The organism is Paenarthrobacter sp. FR1 (assembly GCF_051106045.1).
Lineage (GTDB): Bacteria > Actinomycetota > Actinomycetes > Actinomycetales > Micrococcaceae > Arthrobacter > Arthrobacter nitroguajacolicus_A.
In genome coordinates, this window is sequence record NZ_JBPFSF010000011.1 from 24,175 (window position 1) to 39,587 (window position 15,413).

Here is a 15,413-nt window from a genome sequence, read left to right on the forward strand (position 1 = left end):
GCCTAGATGGCGTGGTGCTTATCGAGGCGCTCCTCGATGCTTCGCATAGTGGTGCGAGCCTCATCCAGGGTGTGCAGGGGAACGCTTTCTCCATGAATAACCGTGTTGCGAATCGCCAGCACGCGCCGGAAGTCCGACTCGAGTGGATCATCCACCACGCCCCGAGAGAGCAATATGCCCATCACCTTCCCGAGCTGCAAGGGGCCGTCAGGGCCCGATTCCTTGCCCTCGTTGCTGAGTGCAACCTTAGCTAGGCGCTGAAGCTTGTCCTCCAATTTCAACCACTGGTTCAGAAAGGACACTTCGTCCAAATCGCTGATATTCACGTAGTCCGGAGTGCTCGCTGGGCTTCGATCCCTTTCTCCTCTCGCAGCTTTGGAAGCACGCCCCTCATATCCCGCGCTGATCCTGCGCGCGACAACATACAAGGCACTCAACATAGCCAATGAAATTGAGCCAAAGACAAGCCCCATCGTAACTACAACAGAATCGACTGGAGTCTGAGGGTCCCCCACGCGGAAGACAAGATAGGAGGTAACGAGGCTGATAATACTGGCCATCACAGCACCGATGATGGGCAAGTAGAAAGACCGCGGTGAAGGAACGGTCCTTGAAACCACGGGGGAAGGGCGACGTTCTTCCAACGTGTGATAGGCGCGCACTACATCCGCGGCAGTAAGGAGTTCGTGGAGTGAAGCTTCTCTGGCAAGCCTCACAACCTCATCATGTCGGGCTTGCAGCAGCTCGTCTAATGCCTGAACAGCAGCATCGGACATCCCCGCCGGATTCCGCGAGCCGCCACCGTCTGCCTTCATCATCCGCGTCCCTTATTGAACTCGATGTATTCGGTAATGATTGCCAGGAAAAGTCCTGTCGTGAAAGCAACGAAAAATGTGACCAGCCAGCCCACGCTCGGCAGGAACCAAGGCTCAGATTGGATCATCAGATTCCCGCTCACCCCGATCACAGCTGCGATGATGTACATGGCAATCTTTGCCCAGATTATCCACCTGGAACGTCGAGGTGGCGGTAGCCCTTTGTTTCGCACGACGGCCTCTGCGACAGCCAGGTGGCTAGTGGTGTATTGCGGGACTGCCGAGGTCCCCATCCGATGACCTAACTCTTGGCGACTCGCTTCAGCCAGCAGGTCATTTGCGTAACTAGATATAGCGTCGTCGAAAACGTTTCTAGCCGGACCTGTGACAGCAGACGCACCGATTATCTGCACCGTTACTTCGTCGCCTGGCTGGACAATCTGACCAGCAGTAGTGCCCGTCATTCGACCCCCGTCGCGGCATTCTGATGGATGTCAGTTTATGCTCCGACGGCCCAAGCCCGGAACTTATTTCTCTTAGATGGCGCAATGTTAGTTCGATTTCCTAGGACCGACTGGCCGAACCTCGGCCCCCAGAGGATCCACCGCATGCATGTCACGTCCCGTCACAGCAAATGCCGGCAGCTCAGATCACGAGCAGGATCAGCATGAGCGGCTCCCGAAGTGGCGAGGGTGACACGCCGACACTTGGCGACACGCGGGAGAACAAATGTGGCGAAGTAGTCCACAGGGTGTGGATTTCATCTCTCACTTCGGCGGAATCACGGACATTTTGCGGTGCCTGCCCTGTGGACGAGTGGTGGATTGAATGACATACTTGTAATACATCATCTTGGGGTTCCAGTGAGGCGCTTGCACTACATGTAGTGTTTTTATTGCGTCCATCGATGGACACGAAAAAGCCTCAGGGTAATCCCGCTTTGAGGCTAGGGGCTACCGACTGAGGCTGTTTTCATTCCCTTGCGACCGGGATGAAAAGAGCCTACATCCTCAAGACTTGCTCAAGAAATGGTCGGCGAGTCGTGCGGAGGGTCCGTGGCCACACCTATCTTTTAGGAGTGGTATGACAATCTCACTTGAACGTACAGGCTTCCGAGACCTCGAAAAGGTTCTTGGCGCGGGCATATCCACGTTGGACATCACGGAGAAAGAGAAGGGCCTGGTCACCTCTCGCTACCAAGCCCTTGGGGAGACGCTTGATGAGCACTGGGCGGAATCCACAGCCGATAACCGCGTTTACGTCCAAGGTTCGTTCGCTCTTGGAACCATGACCCGACGAATTCACCGCAACGACGACGTCGACATAGACCTCGTAGTACTGCGTGGCATCCAGGCGTCATCCACTACCCAAGTGGAGCTGAAACAAGACACAGGTGCCGGTCTCAGGAAGTTCCTCGAGGCATCACAGGCAAATTCCTCATTGGTCGAGAGCGAGCGGTGCTGGACGCTTGAATACCCCGGCATGCACATGGATGTCCTCCCTGCAGTCCCGGATACTTCCCCAGAACGAGGCTCGGATGACGGCATCCTAATCACGGATCACGACGTAAGGTCCTGGCAACGTTCTGATCCGCGTGGATACGCATTGTGGTTCAAGCAGGTGACCCTTGAAGAGGTGCTGCTGAAGGAAGTTCTGCTGGCGAAGCGTGGCGTAGACGTGGACGCCGTTCCCAACTGGACCCGCAAGACAACGCTGCAGCTCGCTGTCCAAGCACTGAAACGGCACCGCGATATCTACTTCACTGGCCGTCTGAACCAGCGTCCTTCCTCAATCGTCATCACGACGCTTGCCGCACGCGCCTACCAGCAGGGTGAGAACCTGTTTGAAGTCCTGCAGGGCATTGCCGGCACCATTGCTACTCACATTCAGGTAGCTAACGGGCAATATGTCGTTGCCAATCCTGTGATGCCTGAAGAGAACTTCGCAGACTGCTGGGCCGATGAGCGGTGGCGTGCCAATGCAATGTTTGAGTGGGCGGAGGCCGTCTCTCGTGACATCACCGCGATCCCTGCTCGCAGCGGCAACGACAACGTCCTCAAGGGCGTGCAGATGGTACTCGGAGAAAACGCAGCCTTTGCTGGGGCCCGGGCATTGAGCAACCCCCTAGTTGAAGCACGAAAATCGGGAGACCTGCGTGCACAGCATGGCGCGGCGACATTGGCGGTTACCGGAACGGCGGCCACCACACGAACCGTCCGAAAGCATGACTTCCACGGAGGCCGCGTGTGAGCTCCGGTCATCTAACCCTCAGCCAGCAAGCGCTGGGGCTGAGGAGCGTCTTTCCCGACGGTTCAGTGAGACTTGGCCCCAAAAGCCTCTACTGGCGGGGCCAGCTAAAACCGTCGGCTCTAGCGCGAGAATACACCGTCGAAGTTTCCCTAAAAGTCGGGAAGAATCCCGTCGTCACCGTAGAGCATCCATCACTTCAACCAAATACTGAAGGTCTCCTCCCCCATATATGGGACGACGGATCTCTGTGCCTCAACAAGGCAGGCCAGTGGTCCCCGAAAATGCTCCTGGTGGACACGGCCCTCCCCTGGGCCTCGGAATGGCTGCTGCATTACGAGATGTGGAAAGGCACGGGGATTTGGTTCGGTGACGACCCAAGTCTGGAAACTTCGGAGGACCAGTCACAGCTGTTACACCCCGTACCTAGCCACATGCAGGGAAAGTAAACGCTCGAACAACTTCAGCAATCCACATCCGGCCAAACGGGCATTGGCAGTTCTCGTTCAGTCCGGTGAGGAACGATACTACTTAGGATTGGATGGACTTTGGTGGGTAGAAGGTTCTTCGGCAGAAACCCCGACTCCAATATTGACCTCATTAGGGAAGAGTTCGGCCGAGTCGCATACACGCACAAAACTCACGAGAAAGCCCGGGAGCAGTGTAGCCGTAAGGCATCGATCTCCCAGTGGATCAATGTCGTCCTCAACGCCCTGACATTCGGCGGCGTCCTGACGAGCCTCCAAAGCGCGAACCAGGCTTTCCTTTACGTGACCCTGGGGTTTGCTACTGTCACGGCTGGCTATACGCTGTACCAGCTCAGTTTCAACCCGAGGCAAGAGGCCGTCGAGCATCGTGAAGCGGCTAAGTCCCTGCTCAAGATCCGAGACAGCTATGTCCACTTATTGGCAGATGTGATGGGAAATGCCCTGCCTGCCTCTGAAATAAGGCGCCAGAGGGAACAACTCAGCGCCCAAACGCAGGAAGTGTACCGGTCAGCGCCCGACACCAGCTACAACGCGTACCGTTCGGCCCAAAAAGCGTTGAAGGAGCAGGAGGACCTCACCTTTTCCGATGATGAGATCGACAAGTTTCTGCCTCGAAACCTTCGAAAAAATGTCTGTCGGCACAATTGGCCGTAACCCAGTCTCACCACAAGAAGGCCTCTGGATGTAGAGGTCCGGCACGTTCCGGACGCGCTGATCCGGCACGACAAGAGCCTGACACCAGGTTGGTGTCAGGCTCTACGTCTAATCGTGCGCGCCAGCCGTCCCGCGTCGCAGATGTTCACTGAATGTCTGCAAGCCCAATCTGTCTCGGCCGCTGCTGGCACCAGACACCTACTGAGGCATCCGCCGGTCCCAAGCAACTTGGCCTGGCCCCCTCCGGTCACGGCTCACGGCAGCACGGTCCTCGCCCAGGCCGCGGCACGCTTCAGCCACGCGCTTGGTCATCGGGTGGCCGGGCGACAACGTCCGCTTAAGATCGGCCAACAGTTCTCGAAAGGCGAGTCGAGCACCAGCGATGTCTCCCGCACGATTGAGTTCCCGGGCATATTCTTCTCGCACACCGAAGCTCATCAGGTGGTCAGGGCCGAGCACCCGCACCACGCGTGGCAGGAGCTCCGAGAAAAGCGCAAGCGATTGCTGATCATCTCCCAATGTGCCGGCGGTCGTCGCGACACGTAGCGTGGACTGCAGGGTGTCTGGGTGGTCAGGTCCAAGCAGGCGAGTCCTGCTTGCTGCCACACTGGAGAATAGCTGATGCGCCTCTGTGAACGATCCATTCTCCGTCAGGAGACCTGCATAGTTGCTCCGCGCGCCCAAGCTTGCCAGATGGTCTGGACCATAGACGACATCGAACTGTTCGACGACTTCTTCTTGCACCGCAAGTGCATCATCGAGCTGTCCGGTCATCGCATACAGCCTGGCAAGGTTTGCACGGATCGCAAGCGCCTCCGGTGTTTCAGAAAGCCCTGTCCGATCTGCGCTGCTGAGCACCTCAAGAAGCACAATTTCCGCTTCTGAGAGGCGCCCCAAATCCATTAGTGCCACGGCACGAATCTGTTCCACCTGTAGACGCATGCGGTCGTCATCCGTGTAACGGTTAACTTCTTCGAGTAGGTCTAGAGCTTCGTGTGCCATGCCGGCGTCACGGAGGCACACGGCCAAGTTCACCTTGGCGGTAGTGACGTCTGGATGGTCTTCCCGCAACGCCCGACGACCGAAATCAACGGCTTGTCGAAGCAGAGTTATTGCTTCGGCCAGATCGCCCTGTGCTCGCCGCGTCGTTGCATGATTGGCCAGCGACGAGATGAAAATTGGATGTTCAGTCCCGAGCTTGTTTGCTGCAAGCTCAACAACGCGTAGTTCGATCGAATTGGCTTCTTCGATTTGTCCGCGATCAAATGCCAAAGCGGACTGCAGATTCAGCGCGCGAATCTGCAACATCACTTGGTCTGACTCTGTCGCCACAGCGAAGGCTTGCTGCGCGATCAACTCTGCCCGCTCTGGCTTCCCGGATGCCAGCCACACCGACCCTTGCCAAATCAATAATTCGACGAGATCCCCGAATGTAGCGGGATTGAGATTGTCCTCCGCGAAGTGGGTCAGCTCGGCGATGGCGCTCAAGTCACTTTGCGGGATAGGTTCATGTGGATCTGGTAGCTGCGATGCCAGATCCGCAAGGCATTCTTCGAAAGCTCGCCGTGGAGCATTGACGCGGAGGATGTCTGTAAGGGGCTCCGGAAGAACCACTGCTCCGTCGTTCTGCACAGAGCAGAGTCCCCATTCAGCCAAACGATCCAACAGTGACTCATCGCCAGGCAAACTCCATCGCAATTTGGAAGATTTGTTTCGTAGGAATCCTGCGTAGAACGCCAGTACATGGAGACGGTAGCGCTCTTCGTCGGACAGCTGACTCAGCAAGATCTGAAGCGATCCTCCTGTGGCCGCCGCGGATAGAACGCTATCGCTGGAATTGGACTGGAGTGCTTGGACAACCGAGCGAAGGAGCAAAGGTGAGCCACCTGCCGAGGCCGCAATCTGCGTCAGCTTTGCCCTCTCATCCGGGCGCAACTCCGGGGCAAACGCGTCCAAGTAGGCGAAGATGTCTTCCCGGGACATCGGACTAAGAGCCAGCACTGTTGTTGACCGCTGATCGCCCCAAGATTTTGTGTCCTTCATGCGTCGAGTCGTAATTACGAGCCGATGTCGTTTACTGAGCGCTGCAAGATGATGTTGAATGACCGGGCTGACATCCGTCCTGGCATCAAGGGCATCAATGACAATCAGTCCGCGATCGCCGGCACCCAGCTCTCTTTCTAGTGCCTGGAGTTGCAACCGTAAGTTGTGCGGTGGAGGGGAAACAGGAGAGAACCACCAGATGAAGTCCACATCATCACGGATTTGATGCGCGTATTCTCGTGCCAACACCGTCTTACCTGCGCCAGGTCCCCCGACGATCCAAGTGATGCCGGTATGTTGCGCGCACAGCCGCCGAAGGTGATCATCTCCTCCTATGATTGCTGTCCGCGGCGGCAAATCACCTCTGCTCTGGGCCCGCCCGGTGTCGTTGCTGCGGTTACTGGAAGCAGCGTTTAGAGCAGGCAAGAGCTTGTCGATAAGTTTGCCAACACGGTGGACGTCTCGCAGATAGAGCCACCGACGAGCCGCTAACCACGACGGCGCTCTACGGACATCCACCTCGCCCACTGCGACAAGGAGAAGTTCGCTCTGGGGGCGTCCTTCCAGCGCCACCTCAAGCTCTCGATGTACCGATGATGAGGACAAGGAAGCGGCCGACAAGAGCACGATCACCGCTGCAGCTGAACGTATGGCATGGTCGATCGCTAGCCGAATTGGCTCTCCTAGTCGGAGGTTTTCTTCGCCATGCCAAACTGAGAACCCTCGCTCTCCGAGTGCCGCAGCAAGGGCACGGGCGATGGCCGCGTCGTCATGGGCATGGGAGATGAAGACGTCCCATTCACGCACCCTGATCCCAAAAGCCGATCGAGCGCTTGTCGACTCATTCATTTTCGACTCCGTAATGTCTATTGAGGATGCCCATCTTCAGCGTGCTGACCTCGAATTGATCCAGCAGCTGCAGATCTCGCATCGCCTGCAATTCGCGGATCTGCCGTATGAGCTCGGGTGGGGGTTCAGGAACTGCCGACAGCGGAGAACTCGATATGTCGACCTCCGGTGCCTCTGTTCCAGCTGCCTGCTGCTGCCGTTCGAGTTGGCGCCTAATAAAGGTTTCGATGCCTCGGTACGGGTCAGTCTCCCGGCTGTCGGGCTTGGAGATGTCCAAGTGGTCCGCGTCCACGCTGGTTGTAATGCACCCCTCGATGCCGGGATTGGCACTTGTGGCCGTCACCACTGTGACCAGGCGCATGCCTCGCTTGATCCTGCGGCTCTCGGCATAGGCTGCTGTCTCGATGCCGAGCCTGCTCGCGTTTTGACGGTACCAGTCCCCGAGTTCCTTCAAATGTGGGCAGTTTGCCGTCAAGGCGAGTAGCGTCCGAGTTGGCCTGGACGCTTGTACTATTCTGGCGAAAGTCGCAAGATTTGAGCCCGCATGCGGTGTTGCAAGGAAAGCAACACCGCATGTCGATTCTGCGATCGGCGCCCATTCTGGGACCGCCATCTCCGACGAGTGGCGGAGTATTTGTTTTACGATGAGTCCGCCAAGGCTGTGGCAAACGAAGACAGCCCCACGGGATCCAATGCCGTAGTGAAGCATAGTAGGGATCAGATTAGCTGCCCGGTCAGGCAATGCCATGCCCTCGCCTGCGGTTGTCCATTTGGTAGCGCCGGCAGGGTAGGTTAGTGCCCATACTGCGATGGCCGGTATGTCTTGGCTGAGCCATTCGAGCCATGATTCGGTGAGACCATCCTGCTTCCACGTTGTGATGCCATCGCCGTTCAGCCCGTGAACGAAGATAACGTCCAGCGTGGGCGTTGTCCCAGGTTCAGCTGATCCGATGCGGCGCAGAACGGTCTGATTGTTTCGCTGCACGTCATGCCCCATGAAGTTTTAGGTCCGACGCCCGAGAGTCCGTGGAGGTCAGCGCTGGCAAAGTGTCAGCCCCCTTAGGCCTTTTGTCGGCAGGATCAAGAGTTCTGCGAGCAAGAACCTCTCTTAAGATACATGCAGTTCGCAGCTCATCCGCGCGGCCTCTAGGACCGGAGAAACCCCCAACGTCGAGATCTCTTGTTGCTGAAGTCTGGCTAGCTTCTCGGAGAAAGACCTAAACAGCCCGAACGGCGGGTCGCGACAGGGTAACGGGGCGAGTTTAGTGCGGGGCCGTCGTCGGGATTGCAGCCTTTGAAAGGTCCGTCGCTTGAGAGGAGTTCGTTCATGTGGTGGTCGGCGTAGTCTCGCCACCGGACGCTCATGCCTGTGGTTCCGTCGAGGCGGAGGTACTCCCATGCGCGCCAGAGGGATTCAAAACGGCTGATTGCTTCGGCGTGTTTCCACCATTGGGGGCACCATGTGGTTCCGCCTTGGACGTTGATCTGGCGTCGGTAGGTGGTGGCGACTTGTCGCTGACGAAGGCGGCGACGTTCGGGTGGAACAGTTCAGGTGCTTCCGCGGACTCGTCGTTGGGGGAAGTGTCGTCCAGTTTCGGTTCGGCAGATCAGCCTGCTGACGCCGGACGGCAAGATGGTCTGGGAAAACGACGACCCGTCGACGCCGGCGTGGCGGCCGCCGTCACAGGTGGTTGGTTGGAAAGTCGCCTGCAGCTGCGAACCCCACCGGAAACACGTCATCATGGACCAGCTGTGGACCCGGGTCTGGGATCCCGCCGAAGAAGACCTCGCCCGCAGTCGCATCTACGCCACTTAGGTGAGCGACCGGGAAGACCTGGAGCCGCTGTTCCTGGAACAGTGACACTTCCACATCGCTCCTGACCTGCATCTCCGCACTCTTCATGAACAACTCAAGCAGATAGAGGCCCAGCTCGAGGTCCGATGGCCTCTCGTGGGACAAAATCGGCAGGGCCTTCGGCATCACCGGGCAACGGGCCCGAAGTCGCTGGGATACTTCCCGCGCTAGCCAGTCAGGGAACTAAAAGTCGCTGGAAAATTAAGGAAGGCGCGGAACATAGGTGTTCCGCGCCTTCCTTAATGCACACTCTCGTGCCAAATCAATCGCTTCCTCTGCCAACTGAGCTACGCCCCCGTGGTTGTGGAGGCGAGGGGAATCGAACCCCCGACCGAGCGAGTAGTGGACAATCCGGTCGTGAACCGGGAGAACTTATTTCTTTGTCCTTATATGAACAATTATACAGATCCGAGGGCTATATGTCCAATCGGTCGATAAACAGCCTCTGGCACGCTGCGCCGCGGACCTTTGGCTCTAGGTGACGGAGTTCCAGGCAGTGGGCTGAAGATGTATCTGATCGCAAGCTTCAATGGAACTGTGAAGCGAAATGGTGGTCGATGGGACCGGGCGTATGCCGGAGCTGAGCGCAGGTACACGCCAGCTAGGGAGCCATCAACCCGCCCCCTGTTCCTTGGTGTTGCTCCCTTCTAGAAGGTCCCTGGCTATCTCTCCAATGTGTCCGCTGGTACGGGCGACACGGCGGAGCAACTTCTTGATTGCCTCAGGTGCTCCCGCATTAAGCCCGCTCCAGGATGTCTGCACCGCTTCTTTATCGACTAGCCCAATCAGTTCATTCAGAACCGTCGGATCCAGGCTGTCGATCAAATCGAAGAATCGACCTACCTTTTCCAATTGGTTTTCCTTAACATCCTGGATGTCCTCAATCAATTGATTCCAGGATCCTCGCAGATACTGCTTTGCAGCACCAGGATCCGCCGCTGCTATTGCTTCGAGGTCTTCGCTGAGCGCACTCCATCCCCCGCCGACTTTGGGCGACTGCACACCGACACGGCGGCCATTCAGGATTCGTTCCGCCGCAATATCCGGGTACTGGGCGATCAACTCCTCCGGGAAGGTCTGGATCCGTTCCTCGTTGCGGTCAAGGAATTGCCGTACGATCACTTTCCCGCGGGAACCATCAGTGAGGTACTGGAGAACATGGGATAGTCGCGTAAGGCTGCCGTTTGTAGTCTGCGCTTCTTCCGCGGCGACCCTGTCAAGCCAGTCTGTTGGTATGGCCTCGGCAATCTGGTCGGTGATCTCAACAGACAACACCGCCAGCCAGGCGAAGAGCAGGTCAAGGTTTTCAAGCTCGTACAGCTCCCTTCTGTCCAATGTGCCTACCGCCGACAACCAGTTCACCGAGTGCATTACCGACAGGGTCTCGGATGCCAGCTGCCGAAGCTCACTCTCATGCTCGTCGAAGAACGCCGTATAGTCTTCGTCCGAGCCTGCTTCTTCACCCTCGGAAGTGACCTCGTCGTGCAGTTCTACTTCCTGATGCTCGGCACCTCGCGAAGGGGAAAGATCAGCAACGATGAAGTGCATGGGACCGAAGAACCAAGCGGAAAAGCCCTCCGCGGCCGCGACCAAGTCCTTCTCAAAGGAAGCAACCAGACTGGCTGAACAGGCCCTAAAGGCTGCCACTGCAGTAGACGGGACAAACTCCACCAACCGGTTGATCAGGTTATAGATCTCGAAAGGCTGTGACCCCTCTTGGGTATCAGAGAGCCAGGCACATAAGGCGCCCTCATCAATCCCGGATTGGAGCTCGTCACGCCACGCCTCTAGTCCGTGTTCCGGTTCCGGAGACAATTCACGGACTACATCGGCCCAGCTGGCTGCGCTGCGCCGCGTGCCGTGGACTGAGAGTCGATGTCCTAGCATTTGCGCCGATACGCTTTGGCCGATCTGGGCATGGAGTCCCTCATGCCGGGACCGCAGTCCGCTAAGCACCCAGTGAAAGCCAAAGGCCTCGTCAGCTGTGATGGTGGGCAGCCATTGAGTGATCTTCTCTGCGATACGCGCAGCCTGCAGTTCGTTGAATGCGTGGATGAAGTTCACGTCCCACAGCAGGTAGAGTGCCGTGCCGCGCTCATGCCCGGGCGACGCCTTCAGGCATTGGTCCACGAGGGCATCGATCACGACGACATCCAAAAAAGAGTCTCGCAGCCTGTGCCGGTAGGTTTCGGAGTTATCGAATGTCCGCAGCAGCCACAGTTTGCCGCGCACGGATAATTCAGGGTCCAGCAGGCAGCGCCGTACAAATGCCATGACCAGAGTGCCGATGTTGTGTTCGGTTCTGCGACCAAGTTCCCGCAGCGCCTGATCGGCAACCCGGATATGGGAGGCGCGCATCCGACCATTATTGCTGGTGACCAGGCGTTCTGCCCTGAGTAGACGGATCCCATCCTCAAATTCCCGTTTCCTGAAGCCGGCCTCATCTGAGAACAGATCAGGGGCGGCCAGATGAGCCCACTCCTGCAGATTCTCCTCCGCGATGCCGGCGTCTTGGGTCGTCATTTGAGCGATGCAAATCAAGGAAAAAACGACGGCCGCATGGTTGTTGTCCACTGCCTTGTCCAAAGCGGTGGAAATTCTCCGGTCCCCTCCCGACGCTGCATACATGAACGCCCATGGCTCCGTCGTGCTTTCGTTGGCCATTTCCAGACGCTTAAGGGGAGCTTCCAGGAAACGGGATTTACCTACACGGTTGTCGAGCGAAGACAGCAATGGCCCGATTTCATCGATGTTCACCTTGCAGTACTCGAAAATTACCCGCTGCGCTTGTGAAGCGAGAACCATCTCGTCGTTTCGCGTCTCCAAGCGTTCTGTTGATACCAACAGCACGGCATGGCCGGCATCAACGCATGCCTCAAAATCCGCCACGATTCCGGGGTCAATGGCCTGGGCGTCATCAACTACAGCCAGCACCGGTCCACGGATCCGGCCAAAGTCAGCCAGATCCCTTCGACTCACCACGCCAGGTCTGGCCAGCTGGACTACCGCCCAGCCCAGCTGGTTCAGGCGCCGGGCAGCGTGGAAGGCTGTTATGGACTTCCCCGACCCACTCGGCCCCGACACTGTGGCAAATTGCACGGACTTCAACCGATCAGCGAGCCTGGACGCCTGAGGTAGCTCAGGGCACGCCTTAACATCCGTAGGACGAAGGCGCTCTCCCCTAAGAGCGGCGCTGAAATCGCGCTGCTGCCGGAAAGTCACGTATCGCCACCCTGGCAGCCCTTCACTCGGCTCGAGTTGAAGGATGAGGGCGGCCAACACCTGATCTGCGGTTCCGGGAACAGCCCCCTCTCCCCTAGCCGAAGGCCCGACCTTGACTACCAAGGAGCTGCTCTCCAGAGGATCCAGAAGCTTCTCTACAACCACATCGTCGGATCCGCTGTAACCGATGACCACCAGCGAATGGGGCCTAACTGCCAGTGCAGCCAACTTCTGAAGCACCTTGTCCGGCACCAAGCCGGCTTCATCGGGAAGCGTCCACGAGCTATTGGGCATAGCAACATCACCGTGTGGCTTGAAAAGGCTTCCCTCCGGTAGCTGGACACCGAACATCTCCTCATAGGCGCGCTCCAGGCACGAGTCCCAGTTGTAGGAGATGACCACTTCAACGCGTCCTAAGTGGACGAGCCGGGCTATATCCCGGTGGGCCGCGGACGGTGTCCGGTCGCTATCGAGCTGCACAAAAGCGTTCTGGAAGTTGCTTCGGGCTCCGCTATGGTCTCGGATCAGTTGCCAGCCGAAGTTCTTGTCGCCTGCTTGTGACAGGATTTCCTTCGTCGGCCCTGATAGGCCAGTTCGTGCCTGTAGGTCATGCAGAGCCTCCGGATCTGCATCAATGGCTTGCCAAATCAACGGAGAAAGCTCGGCGGTCATGGGATAGCCATAGGCCGAGAGTCCGGCGCCTACGACCACTACTGCGTCATATGCCTGTATGGCACGCACGGCCATGCCGAGCTGCTGATCAGTGAAGGTATTCGTCACGGCTAGTCCTCATATTGGCGGCTGATGAAACCGGACATACCCGGAACTGTGAATCGCACAGCTCCGTGATCGGGGGCGTAGATCAGGCCCTTGGCGATGAGGTTTGCCCTGGCGACGGTCAGTTGGCTAGCGGCTCTTTTCAGTCGCGCGGCCACAGTCGCTGTCGAGGATGCTTCGTCGTTGTCTTCAGCCATGGCTCGTAGATACTGGCGCTCAGCAGGAGTGGCCCGCTGCCAACGAGCTATGAAGAAGCCCGCGTCCAGTTGCTCTGTGCCAATTTCGATGGCCAGCCTTGCGTCATCGAGGTTGACTCTCTTGCTGGAGGCCACGTCCCAAGCGGCCTTGCCGTAGGCCTGCAGGAAGAAGGGATATCCTTCCGCCGCTGCGACGAGCGCCCGAAGGGCATCGGAATCCAGGTGCGCCCCCAGCTTGTTCATGGGTAGGCCGATCGCGTCGGCTGCCGAGGCGTGGTCGAGCGCGCCGATTACACGGTAGTCAAAAAGCCGTTCTGAGTAGGATCTGGTGGCGCTTAGTTTCCCTGGCAGATTAGGCAGCCCTGCACCGATAATGAAGAAGGGCCAGCTTTTCTGTCCTGCCAGGTGTTGCACAGAAATCAGGGCACCGAGCAGTTCGTCGTCAAGGTCCTGCATTTCGTCAATGAACATCCCAAAGCCGGCCTTGTTCTTGGCCATCGCCATTGCGATGTCTTCCACGAGCTCTTCAAGGTCGATGTCGAGGTTCCCCGAATCCGCTCTACCTGGAGTCGTTCCCAGGGTTGCCGTGACCCCAGTGAATCCGAGCGTCACGCTGAACGATCCGATGCTGCCTAAGACATCTTTCACCGAGCTCCATGCCGACTTGGCCCGAAGCCGTCTCGCGCCGGCCTCGATGGCCCGCGCAAGCTTTTGCCTCGTTGCCTTTCGACCTTCGGGGGATGGCTGGGCCTCGATCTGGACCACGAACCACTCATGCCGCTCAGCTTGGGCCGCGAAGTTGTTCAGCAGAACCGTCTTGCCTACCCCGCGAAGTCCCGAGAGCAAAATGCCTCGTTCCGAAGCTTGGCGCTTCGTTCGCACAATCAGTCGGTCGAACGCGTCTATTTCAGCCTGGCGACCCTCTAGGGCCGGCGGCTTAAGCCCAGAACCAGGGGAAAAGGGGTTCAGATCGGAATCCATGGTGACAGTCTATAGAAAAATATGAGGCCATATAAGAGATTACTTATATGGCCTCATACATTTTTATGGTTGGGGTGTCGGGAGGCTAAGGCACCTGTACTGTGTCGATGTGGACACGACGACTCCCCGGCACAGGTTAAAGCGGACCTGGGTGCTGGCATTGATTCTTCTCGGAGCGGTTGTCACCGCCCTCGCCTTCTTTCGGGCTGGTTCTCCTGGACCTCGGATGATAGTTGGCCCGTCTGGCAATCCATCTTCACCAACTTCGGCGTCGGAATCCTTTCGGCGGCCGCCCTGCTGCTGTGCGAACCGCTGCTGAGGAAAGTCGTGACCGACACTGTGTCGCACGCCGCAGCTGGCGTCAGGGATGAACTGCGAGGGGAGGTGGAGTCCCAAATTGACGATCGTTTGGCGCCCCTGTCGGAGCGGATCGATTCACTTTACGAGACGAGGTTCGCCAATCAGAGCAAGGCGCTCGATAACCTCGCTCAGGATTTCACTTACGAACGGGTGAAGCGCGCCTTTGAAGAAGCCGCGCGCGTTGGAGCGCTTTTCGGGAACAAGCTGGAAGTTCAGGCGGACGAAGAACCAGGAAAGCTTCGTATTGGCCTGCGCTGGGGTCCGCCTTACACCTCGGGGATGTCCCACGACCGGCAGATTCGCCGCACCGCTGCAGACTCCCAAATGCATCTGACCGGAACGCCGGGTAATCCGCAATTAAGCGTAGCCATCGTCTGGGAGCCCGGGGAGGAGTTCTACGATGCCGTGGAACGTCTTACTGACAGGTTGACCCAGAACCGGGGACGCCCACTTGGGGAAAGGATCGACTGGACAACGATCCGCATCCGATTCGAAAAAGGTATCCAGGCCGCGGTGGCTGCAAGCAACAAGTCTCCCGGGCGGCACCAGTTTGAGGGGATGCTCATTGAAACGATAGGACCTGACGACTCCCTTTGGTACCTGACGACGGAGGGGATATATCGCCCGACGCACGATTGGCACCTTTCAAGAACCGCAGTCACAGGCCTCACGGATGGTTCGAGACGGATACGCGCCGGAGATCAGGTCGACAAACCGGAGTGGGCTGCCTCGGATGAGTGGGCCTACATCGTAAATGCCGCCAGAAGACACTTCAGCCGCCCTGCGGCCGCAAATGTTTTTGACTCCTCGTACGTGGGCAGATCCAGTAACTTCTAACACTTCCCTGCGCCGGAATTGGCGAAGCCCCAGTCAAATAGCGGTTGACCGAAGCTTCGGTCGCATTATGCCCACCCAAAGCTTGAGG

11 protein-coding genes are annotated in these 15,413 nt (G+C 57.9%); 4 read left to right on the forward strand and 7 right to left on the reverse strand.

What is annotated here, in order from left to right; genetic code table 11:
* Positions 1 to 2 precede the first annotated feature (2 nt).
* Entirely contained in the window at positions 3 to 818 is an 816-nt protein-coding gene (locus ACR30Z_RS18855) for a hypothetical protein (protein WP_434374287.1), read from the reverse strand.
* Entirely contained in the window at positions 815 to 985 is a 171-nt protein-coding gene (locus ACR30Z_RS18860; protein WP_434374288.1) for a hypothetical protein, read from the reverse strand. The genes ACR30Z_RS18855 and ACR30Z_RS18860 overlap by 4 nt, the downstream gene beginning before the upstream one ends.
* Before the next feature lie 913 nt (positions 986 to 1,898).
* On the opposite strand from ACR30Z_RS18860, the gene ACR30Z_RS18865 reads away from it, so the two are divergent.
* On the forward strand, positions 1,899 to 3,065 hold the full coding sequence (locus ACR30Z_RS18865) for an SMODS domain-containing nucleotidyltransferase (RefSeq protein WP_434374289.1): 1,167 nt from the start codon (positions 1,899 to 1,901) through the stop codon (positions 3,063 to 3,065).
* A 548-nt stretch (positions 3,066 to 3,613) separates the two neighbouring features.
* Complete coding sequence (locus ACR30Z_RS18870; RefSeq protein ID WP_434374290.1) at positions 3,614 to 4,204, forward strand: SLATT domain-containing protein; 591 nt, start codon at positions 3,614 to 3,616, stop codon at positions 4,202 to 4,204.
* 198 nt (positions 4,205 to 4,402) lie between these two features.
* Here the strand turns inward: ACR30Z_RS18870 and ACR30Z_RS18875 are convergent, their stop codons facing one another.
* From ACR30Z_RS18875 to ACR30Z_RS18885, 3 genes are all read right to left on the reverse strand, one after another.
* On the reverse strand, positions 4,403 to 7,096 hold the full coding sequence (locus ACR30Z_RS18875) for a tetratricopeptide repeat protein (protein ID WP_434374291.1): 2,694 nt from the start codon (positions 7,094 to 7,096) through the stop codon (positions 4,403 to 4,405).
* Positions 7,089 to 7,550, reverse strand: a complete 462-nt coding sequence (locus ACR30Z_RS18880) for a hypothetical protein (protein ID WP_434374292.1) — start codon at positions 7,548 to 7,550, stop codon at positions 7,089 to 7,091. The genes ACR30Z_RS18875 and ACR30Z_RS18880 overlap by 8 nt, the downstream gene beginning before the upstream one ends.
* Before the next feature lie 743 nt (positions 7,551 to 8,293).
* The gene (locus ACR30Z_RS18885; protein ID WP_434374319.1) at positions 8,294 to 8,581 is read right to left on the reverse strand and encodes a DUF4913 domain-containing protein; all 288 of its coding nucleotides are present in this window, start codon (positions 8,579 to 8,581) and stop codon (positions 8,294 to 8,296) included.
* Between the two features lie 148 nt (positions 8,582 to 8,729).
* Here ACR30Z_RS18885 and ACR30Z_RS18890 point away from each other — a divergent pair, with 148 nt between their 5' ends.
* Entirely contained in the window at positions 8,730 to 8,912 is a 183-nt protein-coding gene (locus ACR30Z_RS18890) for a hypothetical protein (protein WP_434374293.1), read from the forward strand.
* Positions 8,913 to 9,563: 651 nt separating this feature from the next.
* Here ACR30Z_RS18890 and ACR30Z_RS18895 read toward each other — a convergent pair.
* Positions 9,564 to 11,885 carry a hypothetical protein gene (locus tag ACR30Z_RS18895; RefSeq protein ID WP_434374294.1) on the reverse strand — a complete coding sequence of 774 codons (2,322 nt, stop codon included), beginning with the start codon at positions 11,883 to 11,885 and terminating at the stop codon, positions 9,564 to 9,566.
* Positions 11,886 to 12,955: 1,070 nt separating this feature from the next.
* Entirely contained in the window at positions 12,956 to 14,128 is a 1,173-nt protein-coding gene (locus tag ACR30Z_RS18900) for an AAA family ATPase (protein WP_434374295.1), read from the reverse strand.
* 384 nt (positions 14,129 to 14,512) lie between these two features.
* Between ACR30Z_RS18900 and ACR30Z_RS18905 the strand changes: the two genes are divergently transcribed.
* Positions 14,513 to 15,325, forward strand: a complete 813-nt coding sequence (locus ACR30Z_RS18905) for a hypothetical protein (RefSeq protein ID WP_434374296.1) — start codon at positions 14,513 to 14,515, stop codon at positions 15,323 to 15,325.
* The last annotated feature ends 88 nt before the right edge of the window (positions 15,326 to 15,413 follow it).

What these genes read in the sequence shown, in the direction of transcription:
- ACR30Z_RS18855 (WP_434374287.1), bottom strand. Translation starts at nt 818, where the DNA reads ATGATGAAGGCAGACGGTGGCGGCTCGCGGAATCCGGCGGGGATGTCC.
- ACR30Z_RS18860 (WP_434374288.1), bottom strand. Translation starts at nt 985, where the DNA reads ATGTACATCATCGCAGCTGTGATCGGGGTGAGCGGGAATCTGATGATC.
- ACR30Z_RS18865 (WP_434374289.1), top strand. Translation starts at nt 1,899, where the DNA reads ATGACAATCTCACTTGAACGTACAGGCTTCCGAGACCTCGAAAAGGTT.
- ACR30Z_RS18875 (WP_434374291.1), bottom strand. Translation starts at nt 7,096, where the DNA reads ATGAATGAGTCGACAAGCGCTCGATCGGCTTTTGGGATCAGGGTGCGT.
- ACR30Z_RS18890 (WP_434374293.1), top strand. Translation starts at nt 8,730, where the DNA reads ATGGTCTGGGAAAACGACGACCCGTCGACGCCGGCGTGGCGGCCGCCG.
- ACR30Z_RS18900 (WP_434374295.1), bottom strand. Translation starts at nt 14,128, where the DNA reads ATGGATTCCGATCTGAACCCCTTTTCCCCTGGTTCTGGGCTTAAGCCG.